At 69.0% G+C, this 22,129-nt stretch carries 9 protein-coding genes; 3 read left to right on the top strand and 6 right to left on the bottom strand.

The features are described from left to right. Nucleotides 1-137: 137 nt before the first annotated feature. The 6 genes from ABZS58_RS31730 to ABZS58_RS31705 all read right to left on the bottom strand — a co-directional run bounded on the left by ABZS58_RS31730 (nucleotide 138) and on the right by ABZS58_RS31705 (nucleotide 19,062). On the bottom strand, nucleotides 138-2,429 hold the full coding sequence (locus ABZS58_RS31730) for a UvrD-helicase domain-containing protein (RefSeq protein ID WP_354786917.1): 2,292 nt from the start codon (nucleotides 2,427-2,429) through the stop codon (nucleotides 138-140). Then, a complete protein-coding gene (locus ABZS58_RS31725) occupies nucleotides 2,429-9,118 on the bottom strand; it encodes a DEAD/DEAH box helicase (protein WP_354786916.1) in 6,690 nt (2,229 codons plus the stop codon). The genes ABZS58_RS31730 and ABZS58_RS31725 overlap by 1 nt, the downstream gene beginning before the upstream one ends. Further along, on the bottom strand, nucleotides 9,115-14,535 hold the full coding sequence (locus ABZS58_RS31720) for a class I SAM-dependent DNA methyltransferase (RefSeq protein ID WP_354786915.1): 5,421 nt from the start codon (nucleotides 14,533-14,535) through the stop codon (nucleotides 9,115-9,117). Before ABZS58_RS31720 ends, ABZS58_RS31725 begins: the two co-directional genes overlap by 4 nt. Further along, the gene (locus ABZS58_RS31715; RefSeq protein WP_354786914.1) at nucleotides 14,532-17,486 is read right to left on the bottom strand and encodes a DEAD/DEAH box helicase; all 2,955 of its coding nucleotides are present in this window, start codon (nucleotides 17,484-17,486) and stop codon (nucleotides 14,532-14,534) included. Before ABZS58_RS31715 ends, ABZS58_RS31720 begins: the two co-directional genes overlap by 4 nt. A gap of 53 nt (nucleotides 17,487-17,539) precedes the next feature. Further along, a complete protein-coding gene (locus ABZS58_RS31710) occupies nucleotides 17,540-18,679 on the bottom strand; it encodes a serine/threonine-protein kinase (RefSeq protein WP_354786913.1) in 1,140 nt (379 codons plus the stop codon). 245 nt (nucleotides 18,680-18,924) lie between these two features. Next, nucleotides 18,925-19,062 carry a hypothetical protein gene (locus ABZS58_RS31705; RefSeq protein ID WP_354786912.1) on the bottom strand — a complete coding sequence of 46 codons (138 nt, stop codon included), beginning with the start codon at nucleotides 19,060-19,062 and terminating at the stop codon, nucleotides 18,925-18,927. 780 nt (nucleotides 19,063-19,842) lie between these two features. Between ABZS58_RS31705 and ABZS58_RS31700 the strand changes: the two genes are divergently transcribed. The 3 genes from ABZS58_RS31700 to ABZS58_RS31690 are packed head-to-tail and all read left to right on the top strand — an operon-like array spanning nucleotide 19,843 to nucleotide 22,066. Continuing rightward, a complete protein-coding gene (locus ABZS58_RS31700) occupies nucleotides 19,843-20,064 on the top strand; it encodes a hypothetical protein (protein WP_354786911.1) in 222 nt (73 codons plus the stop codon). Further along, the gene (locus ABZS58_RS31695; protein WP_354786910.1) at nucleotides 20,061-21,458 is read left to right on the top strand and encodes a class I SAM-dependent DNA methyltransferase; all 1,398 of its coding nucleotides are present in this window, start codon (nucleotides 20,061-20,063) and stop codon (nucleotides 21,456-21,458) included. Before ABZS58_RS31700 ends, ABZS58_RS31695 begins: the two co-directional genes overlap by 4 nt. After that, a complete protein-coding gene (locus ABZS58_RS31690) occupies nucleotides 21,455-22,066 on the top strand; it encodes a restriction endonuclease subunit S (protein ID WP_354786909.1) in 612 nt (203 codons plus the stop codon). Before ABZS58_RS31695 ends, ABZS58_RS31690 begins: the two co-directional genes overlap by 4 nt. The last annotated feature ends 63 nt before the right edge of the window (nucleotides 22,067-22,129 follow it).

The raw sequence follows: 22,129 nt of genomic DNA, 5'->3' as shown, positions 1-22,129 counted from the left end.
CCGGTGACGACTTGATGATCTGTCTGGCCCACGCAGAAGTTCCGCCAGCTCGCCTTCACAGCACGCCGGCAGCGTCCGGAAGGCCACTGGTCGTTCTCCCAAGGGGTCAACGATGCACAGGAGTGGATGTCGCCGCGTCACTGTCCGGTTGATGCCGCGATCCCTGCGATGATTTGGCTGGGGCTGCCGTGCCAGCTGACGGCAAGGCCGTCCCTGGCGCGGGTCACTGCGACGAAGAGCAGTGATCGGGCCTTGCGCTGTTCGCGCTCGTAGCGGGTCGGGTCGTCGTGGCGGTACCGTTCGATCCCGGCTCTCGGAATCGCACCCTGACTCACGCCCACAATGGCTAGCTTCTGGTATTCGAGGCCCTTGAAGCGGTGCATCGTGCCCACCTGGATCTCGCCGTCCCCGCTCGGGCCGTCCTTGGTGAGCTCGGCGCACGTGATGTCCGAGGACGTCAGGAAGGCGATGACCTGGCCCACGCGCTCCCGGTCCGTGACACAGACTGCGATATGACCGGTCGGGTCGCGGCGCGTTGCTCCGCCGTCGCCAGCGATCTCCTCCCGCCAGGCACGCAGGGTCGACGCCAGCGCCGCGAGTTCCTCGTCCCAGCTGGTGTAGCCGGTGAGCGTCGGTGCCGGGCCGTGCAGGATGGAGCGGTAGCCGGCGAGGTCGTCGGTGCCGTCGTTGAGGTCGTCGTAGGTGACGTCCTTGTCGTCGGCCACGAGGAGCGCCCGCGCGAGGATCTCACGGGTCGTACGGTAGCTCAGGGTCAGGCGCGTCGAGCGTCGGCCGCGAATGTTGATCCCGAGAGCACCGAGGGCGACCTGGTGGTCGTAGATGCGCTGGTGGGTGTCACCCGCGATGAACATGTCGTTCGGCTGGGTCGGGTCGACCATGGCACGCAGCATCTTCCAGTGCGCTGCGCGTAGATCCTGTGCCTCGTCGACAACCACATGCTGATACCGGTAGCCCAGGTGCCGGGACCCTGAGCTGTCCCCATCCGCTGTCCCACCTGCGCGGCGGGCCTCGACAGCGGCGGCGCGGTCCATCTCGTAGCGGGCGGCGCGTTCGGCGGCTTGCCCCCAGGTCTCGACGCCGAGCTTGTCGAGCCTTGCGGTGAACTGCTCGATGAGCTTCCACACCTGGCTGCGTTCGAGTCGGGTGATCGAGCGTCCGCGGCCTGCGCGCCGGACCTGGAAGTAGTCGGCGCGGCTCGGGACGGACTGTCCGAGGATCACCTGTTCCCACTCGTCCAGCAGGAATTCAGCGTCCCAGCGTTGCTCGTCGAGCTCGGCCAGCAGTTGCCGGAGTTCGGTGAGGGCGACCTGGTCGGTGACGCGCTGCTTGCGGTGTCGCTGTGCGGTGTTCTCGCCGACGACCCGCGCGGCCAGCTGGTCGATGTGGGTGACGTCGACGCGGGCCATCAGGTCGGGGTCAATGAGGGAGGCGAGCCTCAGCCGAAGATCTGCGGCCAGGTTCATGGTGAAGGTGGTGAGCAGAACGGGTTTGTCGGTGCCAGGTGGCAGTTGCCGCGCCAGGTGGTTGACGCGGTGCAGCGCGACAATGGTCTTGCCGGTGCCCGGTCCGCCAGAGATGCGCACCGGGCCCTTGTTGTGGTGACTGGCGAGGCGCTCCTGCGTCGGGTGGAGGTAGACCTTCCAGGCGCGGAAGTCGCCTTCGTCAATGACGGCCTGGACGTTCTTGTCGACGGTGGTGACTTTGGTACGGGTCACCGCGGTGGCGAAGTCCGTCAGGTCCAGATCCTCGTCGAGCCGGACGGGTGCCGTGACCTCTTGACGGACCTCATCGATGCCCATACCCGACGCGAGGCCGTAGATGACGTCCTTGGACAGCATCGGCGCACCGTCGAGGACCTCGTCGAGTTCGGCGTCGCTGGTGACTGCGAGGACCAGGTCGATGAGCTGTTCGGCAACGCCGAGGTCGCGCAGCTGGTCGGCGTCGTACCCGGTGAGGAGTGGTGGTTCGATGGCGGGCGCGGGTTCGATCGGCTCAACCGCCGGCGGGGTGACCGTTTCGGGCTCTGTCGGAGTGAGGGTGATGCCGGCGCGGCGCAGGGCGCTGCTGCCGACGACGGCGAGGTCGACGAACTCGATCTCGCCGGTGACCCGGTTGACGGCGACCTGGAGCTCGTCGTAGACGTCCTTGCGGTGCCGGACCGCGATGACCAGCCAGTGCTGGGTGTCGTCCGGGTCGACACCGACGGGGGTGAGCAGCGCACGGTACGACTGGTTGATCTTCGCCCGGTAGATACGGGAGTCGCCCTTGAGCTTCTTCAGATCCAGGCCAGGCTGGTCGGGGTTCGCCCGGAACATGTGGCTGAAGTCGTAGAACTGGGCCTTCACCGCGCGGTCGAGCTTGTACAGCTCCTGTTCGGCCTTGCGGTACAGGCTGAGCCGAGCGGTCATCAGGTGCGGCCTTCCAGGTCGGGGAGTCGGGAGATGAGTTCGTCGATGCGCTCCAGCCACTCCGCGGCGGTCCGCACCGTCCATCCGGCGGCGGTGAACGCCTCGTCTCGGCGCCGCTCTTCATCGGAGGGTGTGGTGTGCCGGCGGCTGACGACGGCGACTTTGACGTCCCTGCCGTCCCAGCCGAGGTCCGCGAGCCAGCGGCTGCTGCCGAGTTCATAGCCGAACACCGGTGCCTGTTTGCCCCGGTCGGCCAGGAGTTCGGAAAGGAGCAGCAGCTCCGGGTCGTCGTCCGGCTCCTCGCGCAGGAAGACCAGGATCTCGTCGTCCCAGCCGATGTCCCGCCCAGAGGACGGTGTCCTGGGCGGCGTCGCCACGACGATTGCCTCGCCGGCCGGTGGGCGGGCTCCGTTGAGCGAGTCCAACTGGCCGGCGCCGCCGCAGACCGCGAGCACCTCGACGTCGAAGCCTGCCGCGTGACTGGCGGCCAGCTGCACCCCGTCGCCGCCGGCGAACGAGAGGAACTGGGTGATGTTCGTCCAGTACAGCCATGCCCGCCAGCGGTCGCGGTGCTCGTCCTGACGCAGGGCGGCGTCGCTGTCGTCGAGGACGGCCAGAGCGCTCCACCGCGGCCGTTCGAGGTTGGCAGCGTCGAGCGCGACAACGACAGGCAGTCCGGCGGCGTCCTTCGCCCTGAAAACATGTACCTGTCCACCTTGGGCGACAGGTGGATGGTCCATAGGGTCAGGCCGGCCACCGGGGGCGAAGCGGCCCAGCTCGCGGCGGAGCCCGTCGATCAGCTCGCTCCGCCGGTCCGTGGACAGGACCGGTGCCACGCCCGGGGCGGAAAGCAGGCCGGTGACGAGTGTCTGTGCACGGCGTGCCCAACTGGCGGCGTCCGGATCCCGCAGGTAGGCGATCAACGTGGCGATCGGGTTGGCGAAGACGGCGCCGGCGAATTGGCCGCGTTGTCCGCCGGACAGCTCATACGCACGCTTCGCACTCTCCTGCGCCGCGCCGGCGTAGGGCGGCCAGACCGGTCGCGCCTCGGTGCGCCGCTGCTCGAACAGGTCGATGTCGTGCCAGTTGATCTGGAAGACGGTGTGGCCGTCGGCGCGCAGCATGGTACGCCGGCTGGCATCGGTAGCGATCCTGTTGTAGGCGAGGCTGGCGTGGAAGCGGAACCCCTCCAGGTACACCTTCACGCTGTGCGGCGGCCCGTCGACGCGGGTGAACGTGAAGTCGGTCCGGGTGCGTTCCAGCTGTTGCTGGGCGGTGAGCCGCCAGTGGACGACGTCGGTGCCGCCGGTGAACCGGAGGTGGCCGCTGGCGTTGCGGTCCTCGTCCAGAACCGCGTCTTCGGTGACTCCCGCCCAGTCCCGCAGCGCCGTCAGGAACCGCGCCTCGAGGTCTGACTCGACCTGACGGTCCAGGCCGACCAGGCCGGTGTGCGCGATCTCGGTGGTCTCCCAGCCGTCGGCGCCGTCCTTGGTGAACAGCAGCGACTCGAGCATCTCGATCGCGGCCCGGCGGGAGACCAGGTCCTGCTGCAGTTCCGGGGTGTACCGGTGCAGGCATCGATGGCAGGCGCGACGTTGCTCCTCGGCGCACGGGCAGGTCCGCAGCGCCTCGTACGCCGCGAGGAGTGTGTCCCGGAACGCGTCGGGCTTGGTCAGTCGGTCGAGGTAGCCGGTGCCGCCGGGCAGTTCGTCGAACAGTACGAGGAACCAGCGGCGTTCCCCGCTGTCCTGGTCCGGCATCGACGCGACGGTGGTGTCCAGATGCTGGGGGTCGCCGCCGAAGTGCAGGTCCACACCCATCCGCAGGGCGGCCCGGAACGAGTGGACCCGCGCGTCGACGTCGGCACTCACCGCCGGCAGCAGGATGCGCAGCGCCTCGGTCTGCAGCTGGTGGGCCAGCAGCACCGGTTCCTGGGTGACGCCGTCTCGTTTGCCGCGGCGCAGCGGGCACCACGGCCGGTGGTGCTTCAACGCCGGGTTGCGGGCTTCGGACGAGTTCAGCGCGTCGGTGTCGTGGTCGAAGACCGGCTTGCCGTCGGCGGTCGCGGCGCCGCAGCCGGTGCAGACGTGGAACGGGTTGAGCCGCACCGTGTGCCCGGCGAACTCGTCCCGGGCCTGCGCGTCGAACCGAGCTGGTCCGACGTTGATACGGCGGATCATGGCGCGGCGGCAGTAGTCGACGCCGAGGGTCTGGTGTTTGTGCCGCCACGAGCCGGGTGCGATGGCGTCCTGCGGGAAGTCGACCGCGTCGATGACCGTGTAGAAGCGCCGGTCTCGTTCGTCCTTGTCGTCGCGGATGCGGGCGTCCTCGCGCTTGTCGCGGGAGGTCACCGTGACCGGCTCCACCACCTGGAACAGGCAGGAGCCGTCGTCGGCGATGTGCAGGCTGCGGCAACGTGGGCACGCCGACCGGTCATTGACCGCGTCGTCGGTCCGCACGTAGCCGCATCCTGGGCAGATGCGCCAGTCGTACCAGTCCTTCCGGCCGTCGGTCGCGACCTCCAGGCCGGTGATCTCGTGCCGGTACCCGTTGACGTAGAAGGTGTTTCCGGGCGCGAGCTCCTCCAGGGCGTACCGACGCGGCCGTTGGTAGCCGACGGTCGTGGAGCTGAACACCATCCGGCCGGTCTTCGGGTCGGCGCCCTCCTCGCCGTACACCGTGGCGGCCAGGGTCGTCGCCACGCCGATGAGGGCGTAGTTCGGCAGCAGCCCCAGGTCGCACAACGCGTTCTGCGCCGGGGTGTCACCGAGCTGGAGCAGCCGCTTGCCGACGTTGCGGCGTTCGGCGTCCAGTTCACCCTTCTGTCGTAACTGCTCGGGGTCTGTGTCGTGCAGCTCGCCGTGTGCCTCGTCAATCATCTTGAGCCGGGCCCGGAGCGCCTGCTCAGATCGGCGCCATTCGGCCTCGGCCTCCTCGACCGCGGACCGCAACCCGCGTGTCGCGTACGCCTTGAGGTCTGCTTTGGCGTCGTCGGTCACGCCGGCCGGGAACAGCGCGAGGAAGGCGTCGACGAGCGTCTCGCCCTGTACGGTCGCCAGTTGCACAAGGTCGGTGAGGTAGCCGGACGGGCCGAACAGTGCCGGCGCGCGGTGCGGCAGCGGACGCAACGGCGCGCCGTCGGCCCGGATGAGACGGCCCGCCGCGGCCAGATCCAGCAGGTGGGCGAGGTACTGCCGACGCAGGATCTCCACCGCGGACAGGTAGCAGCCGGGCGGCACGATCGTGCCGGCGATGAGGTCCCTCGGCCGGTCCAGGAAGTACAGGTCACGGCGGCGCCGGTCCGGGATCGTCAGCAGGAACGCGTTACCGGTGCGCCGGCCGGCCCGGCCAGTCTGCTGCGCGTAGTTCGCGGGTCGCCGTGGCAGCGCCGCGAGGACGACCGCCGACAGGTCGCCGATGTCGATGCCCATCTCCAGCGTGGGTGTGCACGACAGCACGTTCGGGGCCTTGAATCCGTCACCGAGTTTGAAGGCGCGTTCGACCCGTTCGCGCTGCGGGCGGGTGAGCATCCCCGTGTGCTCGGCGGTGATCACCTGGTAGGTGCCCGCCTCCCGGTACAGGCGCCGGTAGTAGTCGCGGGTGTAGTCACGGTCCCGCTGGTGCCGTCCGAGCCCTTCCGGCTGATCACCGGCGACGAGGCGGCCGGTTCGGCACCGGTACGCCGGGCAGGGCTGCTCCCGCCACTGGTCCAGCAGCGACGGGTGCACGGTCTGCTCCCAGAAACACACGGGGCAGCGCACGAACGCGGACCGGACCTCGGTGTCGTCGAGCAGCAGCGCCTCGACGTTGCCGGGACGCAGACCGTACACGCGGGCCGAGGAGTCGTTGGGTGTCCGTACCGCCAGCAGTCCCGCCGACGTCAGCTCGGGCAGGAGCCGCCCCCAGAACTCGGGGGCGACCTCACGCGGCACGCCGAGGCACCGGCCCAGCCAACGTTCGTACCAGGACAGCCGCCCGCCGGCGACGTCGAAGTCGCTGGTCGCCTTCGGCTGGGCAAGCAGGAACACCGGTGCGGCCACGCGGGTCGGGAACGCGCGCATGCCCGGTTCGCGTTGCCCCCAGATGAAGTACCGGCTGGTCCCTGCCTCGTCGATGTACTTGCGCAGCCAGTCGTGCGCGACCGCGCCCCGGCTCCGCAGCCGCTCCAGGAAGATCCGCAGGAACGCGAGGTAGCGGGCGTCGTCCTGCGCCACGATCCCGAGGTCGGGCCGGTCGAGGTCGAGGTGCAGGTTCCGTACGAGCGCCGCGACGCCGGCCGGGTCGGCGATCCGGACGTGCGCGGCGGCGGTCCGGGTCAGCTCCAGGGTCCGGCCGTTGCGGGACCGGAAGCCGAACTCCATCAGGGTCTCGAACGCCAGCCGCTGACCGATCAGCGTCCAAGTAGCCCGGTCCCCGCCACGGCTGCGGCCGGACAGCAGCCGGTCGACCCCCTTGAAGCTGTGCAGGTCCGGTGGTACCACGGCAGCGAGGGTCGAACCGTCGGCGGTCGCATCGATCACGTCGGCGATCAGGTCGTTGAGGGCCGTAGCGCTGTCCTGCCGCAGGCGGGTCGCCAGCAGCGCCCGCAGGGAGAACGTGTACGATCGGTTGGCGACGAACCCGGCCCGGTGCGCAGCGTCCTGCACCGAGTCGTTGAACATCAACGTCTTGTTCTCGTGCAGCGTCTGGTCGAGTTCACCGCCGGTGAACAGCTGGGTGATCGCCGCCGACGCCATCGCCGCCGCGCCGGTGCCGAGGAACCGGATCGCGTTGCGTTCCCCGCACGCGGGGCACCAGTCCTCCTTAGCCGCCGTGTTCCCGGTCGGGCCGGTGTTGACCAGGACGAACGCCGAGTCGCGAGCGGTCAGCAGCGGTTCCCTGCTCTCGCGGTCGTAGTCGCCGACGGGGTCGGGCAACCGCAGCCGCTGATGGACCGCGTCCAGCACCATCAGCGTCCCACCGAGGCTCTGCGCGGCCGCCGAGCCATTCTTCGGCCGGGCGCTCGCTGGCACGAGGCCGGCACCCGAGCCTTCCTTGGCCTCACGGTCGGTCGCGGCGACCAGGTACCGGACCCGTGCCTTGTCCTGGCCCGTCGACGCTCGCCGGATCTTGTGGCTGTCGAACTGCACGTCCTGGTCGTCGCTCTCCGGGGAGAACACCGCCCAGCCGGACCGGCCGCAGTCGCGGCAGTAGACCGCCGGCAGGAACAGGTTCGCCGCCTGCCCCGCGGTGGCCGTGGTCGCCGGCACGAGATGATCACCGTCGCCCGGGTCGGTCGTGCCCGGGACGTCCCACCGGAAGGCCGCCTTCGGCCAGGGCAGGACACCGCGCAGCAGCCGGGTCACCGCCCGCGCCCACTGGTGGACCTCAAGGTGCACGAACGGGCGCGGCTCCCCGGGTTTCGAGTCCGGGTCCCGGGCGTGCGAGAGCAGCGCCAGGAACCGGGCGAGGGCCTCTGCCGCCTTCTCCGGCTGCCGGGTGATTGCCGACGACCAGTTGGCGGCGCCGGCCCGCCACATGATGTCGAGCACCTCGGCGGCGGTCTTCACCTCCCCGCCGAGTGCGATCATCACCGCCCTGGTGAACAGGTGCCGCTTGAGGTTCGCGCCCAGCAGGTATGGGTCGAGGTCCCGGACTTCGGTCACGGCCTCGATGAGATCCAGCAGGGCCTCGTCTCCGGATCCCGGATCCGGCAGGGCGAGGATCTCGTCCGGGGACGGCTGCGGCATCGGCTGGACCGATGCCATGGGGATGAAGTCGTCGACCGCCAGCCGATCCTCCCCGACGATCGCGTCGACGGTGAACTCGGTGCCGAAGACCTCCGTGGCCACCGTCAGCAGGGCCGCGATCCCGGACTCGTCGGTGGCAGAGGCGAGGGTCGCCGACGTGGCGACCGGACACATCCGGCCCAGCGGCTTGCCAGGCTCGCTCGCACCGACCGCTGCGGCGAGCCGGCGCAGCAGCATCGCCACGTCCGTGCCCTGCGCGCCGTCGTACGTGTGGAACTCGTCGACGACGACGTACCGGATGTCGGCGTCCTCCCAGAGCGGCGCGTCCTCGGTCCGCTGCAACAGCAGGTCGAGCATCTTGTAGTTCGTGATCAGGATGTCCGGCGGGGAGAGTTGCATGTCGGAGCGGCGGGTGCGGACCCGCTCGAACGGGAACGCCGCCTTGTCGCCGATGTACAGCCCGGCTGTCACCCTGCCCAGGTCGGTGTCGCTGCCGAGCAGCAGCTTGTTGATCCGCTCCGCCTGGTCGGTGGCGAGGGCGTTCATCGGGTACAGGAACAGCGCCTTCACCCCCGACTTCCCGGCGAGGCGTTCGCGGCGGCAGTGGTCGAGCACCGGGTACAGGAACGACTCCGTCTTGCCCGAACCGGTGCCCGTCGTCACCAGCGTCGGCTGGGGTACGTGGCCGTTCGCCGACGTCAGCCGGGCGAACGCGGCGGCCTGGTGCGCGTACGGCGTCCACCCGTCCCGGCGCCACTCCAGATGCTGCTGCCAGTCCGGACCGGCGAGCGTGAACGGGGTCCGGATGCGCAGGAACGGGCCGCGGAACATGCCCTGCGTCTCATCACCGAGGAACCGGTGCAATGCCTCGCGGGCACCCTCGTCGGCGAGGGCGTACGTCGTGGACAGGTACTGCAGCAGGCTCTCCTTCAGCGCCCGCGCCTGCAGCGTCGGCCTCATGACGCCTCCGTCCCGCGGGTCACCGGATCCCACGCACCGCTGGTGATCGCGGCGTCGAGGCGCTTCTGGAACACGGCATGCGCCGCGCGCATCTCCTGCTCGCGGTCCGCCTTGTGGAACGGCGGCGTGTACCCGTCCGGCGGTGCGAGGCCCTCCGGGGTGTGCCGTTTCCGGTCCTCCTGGTACGCCTCGAACTGCGTCCACGTCGTCTTGGTCTGCCGCTGCCCAGCCGTTCGGGCGTTCCCGGCGAGCTTCCAGCCGCCGGCGTCGAACCAGGTGACCGCCTCGTACTTCTGCAGTACCGGGAACCTGCCGCGGTAGGCGGCGATGAGCGCGTCGGCGCTCATCCCGAGCCAGACCGCGACGAGCGCGTCGATCTCGACCAGTGCGGAACGGCGGGCCCGCTCCGTGCGCAACGGCGTGTCCCGCTCCCAGGTCGGGCCGGCTCCGTCCAGCGGTTGCAGGCCGGGCCAGTCGCACGCCCACCGCTCCGTCGCGGCCCACGCCGGCTCGTACAGCTCCGCCCACAGGTCGTTGTACGCAGTGGTCAGGCAGTTCAGCCGCAACGTCCGAAGCAGCAGAGCGGACGCCAGAGGATGAAGATGCACAGGGGCGGGCATCGCCTTCGCTCCTGCAACCTGGAGATCGCTGCGGCCGGTTGTGCGGAGGTAATAGTCGAGAGGAATGGACGCCCAGAAACCTGCCACTAGCACCGTCAGCCGGTTGTCGGCCAGAGCCATGCTGTGGACCGCATGGATGTGACTAGGGCCAAGCGGAACCAGCGCAGAGTACAACGAGCGTTCGGTGTTCGGGGCGATTTGGCGGCGCCAGGCAACGCGATAGAAGTCGACATATGGGCGGCGGGCCGCCTCGACGAGGCTCGCGTCATCGGCGGCCGACTCGGATCGCAGGCGTGCGAGTTCGGCGTGGTCGATCCAGCGGTCCTGGGCCGAACGGAATTCGCGTTCACGTCCGGCGGCCTGGACGTACTCGGTGTCGGGCACGAAGTCCGGGTCGAGGTCGACGAGGTCGTAGCCGTAGGGGTCGTTGCTGTTCGCGTCGTGCCGTTTGAACACCGGCGTGGCGGTGCTCAGCTGGACACCCTTCAGCACGACCTCGCTCCAGCGCTCCGGCTGGTACAGCAGACCCGTCGCGGGCTCGGTCCGGTTGTACTCGATGAGTCTGTCCTTCTTCGCACCTGACTCATGGAAGCCGGCCGAAATCTGCGGGCCGAGGGCGGCGAGCCGGGTGGGGTACTGTGCCAACGCTTCGATCGCGGCCGCTTCTCCGGTGCTGACCGGGAAGAGCAGCCGGGCCCGGGTGATCGGCTGGTCCTCCTCGTCCAGCAGCCGACGCCACACGGCGAGGATCTCTTCGTTGACAGTGACGACCCGGGTCCGGTGGGGGCGTTCGTCGAACTCCTTGTTGCGGTATCGGATGCCGGGGATCTCGCCTGAACCGTCGTGGGTGCTCGACAGCCGCAATGCGTCCGCGGACACCAGCCAGGACAAATGGTCGAAACTGATCTCTTTCGGCCGGCCGTAGATGTGCACGCCGAAGTGCGCGGTATGACCAACCGGCTCCGGAAAGAACCGCTGCCCGGAGTTGACGAAGTCGCCGTGGGTCCGCAGCCTCTGGTATGCGGCCTCGCGGAGGGCGCCTTCCTTCTCACCGACGAAGTGCGTGTCCGGATGCAGCATCCCTGCTGTGCCCGACGCTGCGGTGTGTGCCCAGATCTGGCACATGAACGCTCGATACAGATCCGGCTGGGTGCCGGCCAGGAGCGGGTACACCACCGGCGAGCTGAGGAAGGCGACCTGGCCGCTCGTCGTGGTCAGCTCCTCCAGGACGTACCGCCCGACCCGCGCACGGTCGAGGAGCTCTCGGCGTCGCTGGTCCTTGTCGGTCTCGGACGCCCGCTCCTCCAGTTCGAACCACGGCTCGTGCTCGGCGAGGACAGCCGCCTCGTCCCAGCGTGGCCGGACCCACGGCGGGTTGCCGACCTGCAGGTCGAAGCCACCCCGTTCGGCGAACGTGGAGGCGAACTCCAGCTCCCAATGCAGGAAGCCGTGCCGGTCGGCGATGTCGCGCACGACCCGCAGCCATGGGAAGCGGCTCTCCGGATCGGCGGTGTCCATGCCCATGAACTCCGGCAGGATACCTTCGAGCTTCTTCATGTCGTCGAGGTTGTCGTAGCCCTCCACGAACGTCCCCGGCGCGTCATCCGTGCCGACCATGGCCTCGAGGAAGTCGAGCCAGTCGTCGAGGTCCTTGAGCGGGATGGCGGGGCGCAGCAACGGTCGTTTCGGCGTCTTCTTGGGAGCCGGTGGGCGTGGCTTCTTCTCCTGGATCGCGGTGTGCTCGCCGGCACCCCAGTCGAGATCTTCGAACGAGCCCTGCTCGCCGTCCACCGGGAACAGGGCGACCGGCCGGTAGTACACCGTGGGCGCTTCGGATGCAGCTGCCGTCGGTTCCGGCGTGGCCTCGACGACTTCGGGGACCGACACCCCGCCCAGGAGCCGGGCGAGGCTCTCCGTCTCCAGGATCTGTGCCGGTGTGGTGTAGTCGGCGGCAGTGCCGTCCAGCAGCCCTGCCTCGTTCACGGGCCAGAACCACAGGGCGCACCAAGCGTCCATGATGTGCTTCAGCCGCCAGTACGGGGTGTCGACGGCGTTGAACAGGTCGCGGAGGACCTGTTCCTTCGGGATCGCGTGCTGCGGCCGGTGCAGGAAGTCGAATTCGGGGTCGGTCGCGTCGGCACCCCAGACCTGGATGTGCCGGGCGACTTCACGCTCCGAGATCTCCATGCGTTTGATGACCAGCGACCACAGGTATTCGACCCGCCGGGCGGCGTCGCGGAGCCGGGTGAACTGTGACGGCAGTTCGGGTTTCGGCTGTCGGTTCGGCAGCAGTTTGCGGCTGCCGTCCTTGTTGAGGTGCGCGCTGCTGCGGGCGGGGCGCTGCAGGATGCCTTTTCTCCACGTGGCGAGGCTTCGCGCATCGTCCGGTGCGAGCTTCTTCGCCTCGGTGTTGCCGGCGACCGCGGCCCAGCCCGGGCTCGGCAGCAGGAACTGGTGCACCGCCTCGTCCGGCAGCGGCTGCGGCGCGCCGTTGCGGTGGAACGGCAGCGGGGTCGGCGCGAGGCCGCCTCGGGTCTTCAGCCACTCCTTCGCCGGTGAAGAGACGTCGTCCCCTGCGTACACGGCGCGGCGAGCACCGATCAAAGAGTTGCCGCGCCGCAGGTGCAGGCCGAACCACGGGGCTCGCATGCCGGGGTGCATGGTGTTGAGCCACAGGGAGACCTCGGCGAGTTCGACGCCGGTGGAGTTGAGGTCGACGCCGTAGGCATTGTGCAGCGCGATGTACGCCTTGGCCCGCTGTTTCTCGGTGAGCAGGTCTGGCGTGGGGATGGAGCGGCCGAGTTCGTCCTGGCGGCGGCGCAGGTACTCCTCCGCGACCTGGTTGATCGCCTCGTTGAGGAAAGCGCCGGAGCCGAGCGCGGGTTCGCATATCTTGTACGACAGCAGTTCGGCGGCGCGGGTCCTGATGACGTTGCCGTCGACGTCGCGGTCCTGGTCGAGGCGTTCCTTGAGGGCCAGTTCGACGGTCACCTTGGTCAGCGATTCGGGTGTGTAGTACGAGGCGGAGGTTTCCCGGTCGCGGCCGGCGAGCCGGTAGACGAAGGAACCCTTCGGGTACTTCTTGACCCCGCGCAGACCTCGGCGGGCGTCGTGCTCGTCGTGCTGGACGAGGACACCGTCGGGGTACTGGTCCTGCCGCCGGGCCGGGATGAGCCAGGAGCCCTGTTCCGGGTCGCCGCCCTTGGCGACCTCGCACAGTTCCTCGTCGGCGATGATGCCGGTGTAGGACATCAGCCCTTCGTAGACGGCGCCGAGCTGGTTGATGCCGAGGTTACGGTACGAAATGAACCCGCCGCGTTCGCCACGGGCGCCCTTCTTCATGGTGAGCAGCCGCAGCACCGCATGCAGTGCCTCGTTGCGCAGCCGCAGGTCGAGCCAGCGTGGCCACTCCTCCTCGTCGCTGCGCGGGTCGACGGTGCCGGTGCCGATGAGCTGGATAGCGGTCGGTTCGAACAGTTCGCTGCGCAGCGGTTCGAAGCGCAGTCCGAGGTCCTCGCTGCGCCGGGCCGCCTTCTCGGCGCGGGTCTGTTCGTCGTCGCCGGGCTGGTCGTCGCCGGGTTCGGTGCCGTAGGCGCGGTGACCGAAGTTCACCTTGTTGAACAGGACGTCGAGGGAGGAGAACAGGTGGAAGCCGTGCTTCGCCTCCTCCTCGACGAGTTCCTCGTCGCGGGCGACCAGTTCGCGGAGCCGGGCCATGGAGTAGCCGGCTTCGTAGCTGCCGTCGTCGGCGGGCAGGATGCCGAGTTCGGGGCGGGCTTCGGCGTACAGCAGGAACAGGATGCGGTACAGGTAGCGCAGCGACTCGCGGGTCAGCCGCCGCGCGAACGGCATCCGCGGGCTGGGGATCTGCGCGGGGGTGATGTCGTTGCCGGGTTCGGCCGTGCGGTGCAGGACCTCGTTGGCGATGATCTCCACCGAGCGTTGCAGTCCGTGCCGCAGGTCCGAGTCGACGCCGACCGCGTTCGAGGTGGACGACTTGAGCAGTGTGTCGATCGCCGGCGCCAGGTCGTTGTCGCCGGGTCGCAGCAGGTCGAGGCTGAACAGGGCGGCGATGGTGGACAGTTCGCCGTACTGGGCTCGGTCGTTGCGTTCCAGGGCGGTGTCGAGGTTCACGGCCAGGTACCGTCCCTCGGCCCACGCGTACCGGTCCGCGAGGATGAGCACCCCGCCGTGCATCAGTAGCACAAACCGTGGTTTGGGTCCGCCGGCGCCGCCGAGTTCGCTCTGGAACAGCCACGATGCGAGCGCTGCGCCGGTGTCGTACTGCTCGGACCCACTGACTCGAAGCGGCACAAGCAGCCGGTCCGCGCCATCGGGGTCGAGGGCGGCGTCCATGTCGGCGACCCAGCCGCAATCGACGGCGACGATGTCGTGGCCGTGGAAGGCGACGGTGACGGTGTGGTCGCGGCCGGCGCGGTGCACGGTGAGGTCGGTCGGCGCCGGGTCGAAGCCGAGCGCCCGCAGGACGTCCTGGTGCCATCCGCTGAGCCGCTTGCACCACTCCGGGTCGTCGTAGGCGGACATCCGCAGTGCCGCGTCGTCGGCGTCGAGCTGTGCCGCCGCGGCGAGGTACCCGCGGACGTCCTCGTGCAGGTAGGTGCCGCGCAGGGAGCGGATCGACTCGCGCGGCGTTTTGCGTGGGTCGTGTTCGTCGGTTTCCCGGCTCGCCCAGGTGGCGAAGATGCCTTTCTTCAGGTCGCTGCCGAGTTGTTCGGCGAAGTAGTGCGCCGCCAGGTACTCGCCGCGGTTGCTGATCGAGTCGAAGTAGGCGCTCATCCTGCGGGCTCCGTGGTGTCGATGTGCGGTTGCAGGACGGCGAGCACCCGCAGCATGGGTTCGCCGGCGGTCTCCAGGGCGGCGACGAGCTGCAGCAGCCGGTCGGCGGTGCTGCCGATGCCGCGCCGGTCGGGGCGCGGGCCGGCGATCAGCGCCTGCTGCTGCCATTGCTGGACCCGGCCGCGGTACGGGGCGAGCTTGGCCTCGACCCGCTGCCGGTAGATGTCCTCGCGGGTGCCGAGGTACCGTCGCGCCTCGTCGACGGCGGCCGGGACCAGCTTCGTGAGCTCGGGTAGGCCATACGGCACGGCCCGTCCCGGCATCCGGGGGCCGAGGCCGTAGCGTGCAAGCAGCTGCGGGTTGAGCGACACGGTGACCGGGTCGGCGGGCAGGCCGGTGACGGCTATCCACTCCACGATCGTGGGCCGGCCGAGTGCGTTGGAGTAGATGCCCTGCAGCAGGAACACCGGCTGGTCGACGGTCGCGGCGAGCACCGGTGCCTGATGCCGGCCGATCTCGACGAGGACCTTGTCGGTGAGCCATTCCAGCACCGGGTGCACGTCGGTGAGGTAGGAGACGTTCGGCCATTGCGTCTTGGAGCTCTCCCTGGCCGCCTGCAGCCGGGTGTCAGCGAGGTGCTTGGAGAACGTCACCCGCATCCGGCCCGGCTCGGTGCTCGTCGGCAGGATGCGCTGCTCGTCCAGGTAGGAGCGGGGCAATGACCGCAGCCGGTAGAGCAGGTCCGGTGGTGGTTCGAACGCGATGGTGCCGTCGTCGTCGCGGCGCAGCGACAGTTGATCCTCGGGGTTGGGCCGGCACACCTGCCGTAACGCCTCGTCGAAGTAGTCCTGGGTCGAGTCGAACAGGGTCAGCACCTCGGCCCGTTCGACGTCGGCGTGTGCGGGGGCGGCGCCGACCTGGCCGAGCAGCCCGGCGAGGAAGCCGCCGCCCTGCTGCGACGTCGTGATCGACTCCTCTACGGTCCTGCCGGCGATGAGGTCCTGGACGAGCCGGTCCTCCTCTTTCTTGGCGCCGTACAGCCCGGTGACCGCCTCCGCGGTGCCCTCGATCTTGTGGGCTTCCGCCTCGCGGGTGAGGAGTTTCTCGCCGACGAGCCGATCGTCGAGTGTGCGCGGCTGTCCGGTGGCGGGGTCGGTGCGCCACGGCAGGTCGCAGGTGAGGATCAGCGCCCGGAACTGCGGCGGGAACTCCTGGCCGTAGCGGTCGATGCGACCGTTGCGCTGCTCGATGCGGATCAGCGACCACGGCAGGTCGTAATGGATCAGCAGGTGGCACTGCTGGTGCAGGTTGACGCCTTCGGAGGCCACGTCGCCGGTGAACAGCAGCCGCACCGGGTCGTCGCGCAGCCCGAACTGTTCGATGATGCGACGCTGCTCGTCGTCGGTCGTGGAGTCGCCGTGCATGACCTGGACGGCGCCCGCGTACGCCAGCCACGGCCGCCGCTCGTCCGGGGTTGCGCCGCTGCGGAACCCGAGCGCTGCGGGCACCTGCGTGGCCAGCCACGTCAGGGTCGGGATCCGTTCGGAGAACACGACGACCCGGGTGTCGGACCCCGGTCCGACGCCGAGCTCCCGGAGCTGGTCGACCAGGGCACGGAACTTGGCGGCCCGGTCGTCCTCGATCCGCTCGGCGAGGCTCCGTAACGTGTGCAACGCGGCCCGCTCGGCCTCGCGTGCCGTGCCGTCGGCCGGCTTCTCCGCCAGGGAGGTGGTCAAGGTCCGCAGCCTCGTCGTTACCGTGGCCAGCAGCGCACGGTGCGAGGACAGGAACGACTTCAGCAGTTGGTACGGCACCAGCTGGGACGTGCTCACGGACGGGCCGGCGTCGTCGCCGGGTATCCACCGCTCGATCAGCTCGGCGAAGACCGCTTCCTCGGCGTCCGTGGCAGGCACGGGAATCGGCTGGGACGGTCCCCGGTCGGCCCAGGCACCTTTGAGACCGTCGCGCACCTCGGCGGATGCCTTCGTCCGCCGGATGTACAGGTGACCGAGCTTCCCTGCGTCGTACTGCTCCGGGTCCGCGATCGCGGCCTCGTCCAGCAGCCCGATCAGCTCGGCGAACGACGACGCCTTGCCGTTGTGGGGCGTCGCCGACGCGAGCACCAGCGCGTCCGTGCGGCGGGCCAGCAGGTTCGCCAGGTCGTTGTTCCGGGTGCCGCGGTTGAGCAGGTTGTGCGACTCGTCGATGACGACCGCGTCCCAGTCGGTGCGATCCAGGTGGTGCGCGTACAGGTCGCTCTTGAGCGTGTCGACCGAAATGATCACCCGTTTGAAGTACGCGAACGGGTTCCGGCCGGCCGGGATCTCCCGCTGTACCCGCTGGATACCGGACGAGTCGAGCCGCACCAACGGGATCGCGAACCTCGTCCACAATTCACGCTGGAACTGCTCCAGCACATGCTGCGGGGTGACGACAAGGATCCGTTCACCGCGCCCGCGCCGGATCAGCTCGGCGAGTAGAACGCCAATCTCGAGTGTCTTGCCGAGCCCGACGACGTCCGCGATCAGGATCCGCGGCTGCAGGTTGCGCATCGACAGCGCCAGCTCGGCCGGGCGGAGCTGGTGCGTCTGCTGGTCCATCAGGAAGCTGTCGGCCAGGGCGAGCCCGTGCTCGGTCTGCGGGAGTGCGGTCTTGCGCAGCACCGCTTCGAGGAACAGCCGCGCCCGCCGGTGGTTCGGGGAGTCGTCACCGACAAGCACCGTCTGCCGCGGGTCCAGCACCCGGATGTCGTCGAGGCGTTGGTAGAACACGGCGTCGGTGCCGCGGACGAACGGCGACACGCCGGTGACCTCGACCATCCACCCGTCGTGCCGGGTCAGTGTGGTCTTGCGGACCAGCCACTGCTCGTCGCGGACCAGGACCTGGGCGCCGGGTGGTAACCCGGGCTCCGCCCGGCCACTCATCCCGGCGGTCGCGGCCTCGACGCTCACTGCTGCTCCGATCGTTCGCTGTTGCGGACGGTTGCGCACCTGGGCGACCCTACTTACAGGGCCGATCGCGCCGCGTAGGCGGTCCGCAACTCGTCGGCCACCCGTCGGGATGCCGGAAGGCGTCCCGGACGCTGCTTCGCCCGGACCGTGCCCTTCGCGGGCTCCTCGTCAGCTTTCGGCGGGCTGTCGGGCTCCGCGGCCTCATCTCCGAGGCCGGGCGGAACGTCCAGCGGGCTCTCCAAAGCTGTCGCGTCGTCCAGGAGGTTCAGTGCCTCGAGCCGTGCTTCGACCGACGGGGACAGCGACGGACCCGCCTTGTCGGCGGTGGACCCGGCAGACCGGGCGATCAGCGCGAGCCGGGCGTCGGCAGGGCCGACGCCCATCCCGGCCAGCAGCGCGGCGCAGGCGGCCGCCACATCCGCCACGGTCGGCCTCGTCTGCGGCTCGTGCGCCAGCATCGCGGTCAGCAAGGGCTGCAGGCCGCTCGGCACGCCGCTGAGGTCGGGGCCAGTCTGCGGGTTGAGGACCTTCGCGACGATGGCCTCCCACCGCACCCCGTCATACGGGTAGTGGCCGGCCGCCGCGTACAGCAGCACCGTGCCCAGCGCGTATACGTCAGCGGCCGGTGTCACGTGCGGATTGCCACCGGCCTGCTCCGGCGGCATGCAGCGGACCGTACCGATGATCATTCCGCTGTGCGACAGCGAGTCGTGCGGCGCATCGACGAACGCTGCCAGCCCGAAGTCGATGATCATTGGACCGTCGGTGCCGAGAATGATGTTCTGCGGCTTTAGGTCCCGGTGCAGCAGTCCGACCGCGTGGACCGCCTCCAGACCCTCGCACAGCAGCGCACTGAGGCTCGCCACCAGCGGCAGCGGCAGCACACCGTACTCATCGACGTGCTGCAATAGGGTGCGGCCAGGAACGTACTCCATCGCCAGCCAGGGCCGACCGGCGTACGGATCGGCGTCCAGGAAGCGGGCGACCCGGTTGGTGCCGATCACCGTACGGGCGATGAGCGCCTCCCGCTCGAAGCGAGCTCTGGTACTTGCGTCCAGCCGATCACTTCGGATGACCTTGACCGCCACGGGTGAGCCCGCCGGGGAGTACGCCAGGAAAACTTCCCCCATCCCGCCCGCACCGAGCCGCCGAGCAACCGTGTACCGGCCGATCTGGGCCGGGATATCTTCCACGCGCCGTTACCGTGCCTTCCCGGTCGGTCACTCCTAGATTCACTCCGCGACAGTCTGCCCGATCTCCACCCCTCCGTACGACCCCCCGTACGGTGCGTGATCTGCTGTCCGGTCCGTCAATCGACCAGGCCGCACGGGCCAACACCAGAAGGGGCCGGCGGCGCGGTGTCGGGGACATCCGGTCGCCGCGTCCAGCGTGGTCACCGCGGCGGAGAACCAGTGCTCAGTTCGATGACGACGCCCTGCTAAACGGAGACGATGAACCGGCGGTTGCGCTGGAGGTTGGCCAGCACGTCGCCGACGTGCGGGATCGAGTTGGTGACGTGCACGGTGTAGCGGGTATCGGTGGGACGCGACTCGACGAGCCACCGCAGCGTGCCCACGCTCGGATGATCATGTTTGCGTCCGCCGAGATGACATAATGATCGGCGTTTACGACTTGGAAGAACTCCGGCGCGACGTTGTTGGCGCTGCCGTGGTGTGGAAGTTAGAACACGTTGACGTGCAGCTCGCCGGCCGGAGCAAGACCGGTCGCGTGCAGACCTTCCAGAATGTCGTCGCCGCGCGTCCCCCGTCAGCAGACCGAGTGCCCGCGGCCACCGATATACAGGCTGATACTCGACAGGTTCGGATGGGCGCCGCGGCCCGCAGCAATCCATCGAACCGGGCGCGGCGCTCGGGGCGGACCGTGGCGTTGGCGTAGTCCTCGGCCGCCAGCACGATCTCGGGGGTGCCGCCGAGTGCGAGGACGACGTCGGTGAAGACGGAGTTGGCGCCGTGAGCGGGGCAGCTCACGCCGCCGAGGTCGGCCGTCGGAACTCCGGCCGGCACCACCGCAGATCGGCACGGACCAGGTCGACGGTCGCCGGGAGTCAGATTCATGTGACCGGTGATCCCGATCCACTGCGCCGACGCCACCCAGCGTGCCAGGCCGGTCATCGCGGGGCGGACCTGCTGATGCGAGTTCAGGGGTCACCGATTCGGCAGTAGAGTATGCAAGGTCGGTGGCGCGTATGTGTCTGCGCGCTTGGCGCGCAGGTCCATACGCGCTACGCTAGCGGAGTGATGGCAGATGGGAACGTGGCGGTCGGGCCGGAGTTGTCGACCATGCCGTGCGCTCGCGGCATGGGGTCGATTCGGCGATTCAGAGCGGTGGGTTGCCTGTGACGAACGTGCAATGGGGGACACTCACGGCGTTCATCGCACCGGCGGGTACTGCGCTGGCCGGTGCTCCATGGTGGGTAACGTTTGGCGCGTTCGTCTTGCTGGTGTTGCACCGGACCTTGCCGCGCGAGTCGCTGCACCTGTTGCTGCTCTGGCTGCAGGTTCTCCCGCGTCGAGACCCTGAGGGCGGCACGCTGGGGAAGGATGGAGACGAGACATGACCGATGCGCCAGTTGGACGTGCGGCCTTGATCGCAACGGACGTCGCGGCTGGTCGGCCTTTCGTTGACGCACTGTGGCGTGCCTACGATCGGTGCCGCGGAGTACTCGACGTCACGGAATTCGGCGATGTCGTGCTGACGCTGCTGTACCTGCGTGACCGCCCGGTGTGGAGGGCTGTGGTCGAAGACGGCAGGGACCTCGAATGGGCGCTGATCGAGGACGTGTCGGGGGATCTCGACCGCAGCACGCTCATGCGTCCCCTGCTGGACCCACTACGCAAGATCGATCGGGGCGACCAGTTGACGTCGCTCATCGACCTCGTCTCTTCGTGGCACCCAGACGGCGGCGTCCCGATGTCGTACGTCTTCAGCGCGTTCATCGACGTGGTCAGGTCGGCCGCCGGCCGTCGGAGTGGGGAGTTCCACACGCCCGGAGCCATCACCGAACTGGCCGCTGCATTGGTCGATCCGACACCGAATGATCGAGTCCTCGACCCGTTCTGCAGGGCGGGCGAGTTCCCGGCCGCGATCGCGGACAGGCTGGCAGGTCAAGGCAGGGCCGTCGACGGGCTGAGCGTCGATCTCGCCGACTACTCGATGCGATCCTCCGCGCTGGCGTTCCTGGGCCTGCGATTGAGGAAGATCGCACCTCGGGTGTTGCCCACCTCTGCCGAGACCCTGCCGACCGGCGTGCCCGGTCGCCTGTATGACGTAGTGGCGACGAACCCGCCGTTCAACTATTCGGGCTGGGACTTCGAAGGCCGATCGGGAGGACGCTGGCGGTACGGCGTCCCGCCGGCACACAATGCCAACTTCGCCTGGCTGCAGTACGTCGTGGCCTCACTCGACCGCGGCGGTCGTGCGGTGGTGGTCATGCCGCACGGCGCCGGCCTCTCCGCGAACCCCCAGGAGCAGAGCATCAGGGCCGCCATGCTCGACGACGGCGTGGTCTCGACCGTGATCGCGTTGCCGGGTCAGATGTTCGCTACCACTGACATCCCGGTCACGCTCTGGCTCCTCCGGCCCTCGGGCGGCGATCGGCCAGGTGATGTGCTGTTCGTGGATGCAACCGGACGTGGGACCGTGCGGCACCGTGGTCGCCGTACCCTCGACCGCCCGGACATCAACGCCATCGTCGATGTCTGTCGTCTGTGGCGCGAAGGCCGGCCACAGTCGGTCGACGGGTTCGCGGTCACGGTGCCCGTCAGCGAGATTCGCGCGGGCGGGTATCGGCTGAATCCCCGGGAGTACGTCAGACCGGTCGACTCACACTCGGATCCGGGTACGCGAGCGGGACAGGTGGCCGAACTGACGCAGCGGTTGGACCGGCTCGCCGAGCAGGCCGACCTCGCCGACCAGGTAATTCAGGAGTATCTGAAGGAGCTTTCGCTGTGAACGGGTTGACCGGTCCGATACCCGATGGCTGGCAGGAGACGACGCTGGCGGACGTGTGCGAGATCGTGGCCGGCCCATCCGGCGGTATGATCCGTCCCGTCGAGGAAGGTGTGCCGATCGAAGTCGTTGCACCGAAGCACCTGCTGCATGGACGCATCGTGGATCGCAGCACGGTCTTCGTGACGCGCGATGCATCGATGCGGCTGGAACGGTACCGGCTCGCCCCCGGCGACCTGATCTGCGTTCGTACAGGAGATCTCGACAAGTACGCCCTCGCAGGTCGCGAACACGACGGTTGGGTGGCAGGCACCGCATGCTTCCGGCTACGACCGGCACCGTCGGTCGACTCGCTGTACCTCCTGCACTATCTGGGGCACCCGGCGGTACGCGACTGGATCGCTCGGCACGCCTCCACCGCGACCGTACCGACGCTCACCCTCGGCACCCTGCGTACCTTGCCGGTGCTGGTCCCGCCGTCGGCGACGCAGGCAAAGATTGGCAACATCATGGGCGCACTGGACCACAAGATCGCGCTGCACCGGGAGATCGTCCAGTGCACCGAGCAGCTACGCCACACGCTGCTGCCCCTGCTGCTGAGGAATCAGTGAGTGGGGCTGCGGCAACGATGCCGCTGGGCAGCGGAGGTCTGCGCCTACGGGGACGGCAGTCTC

Source organism: Dactylosporangium sp. NPDC005555, from assembly GCF_040605635.1.
Taxonomy (GTDB): Bacteria; Actinomycetota; Actinomycetes; order Mycobacteriales; family Micromonosporaceae; genus Dactylosporangium.
This window is presented reverse-complemented; position numbering and strand designations above follow the sequence as displayed.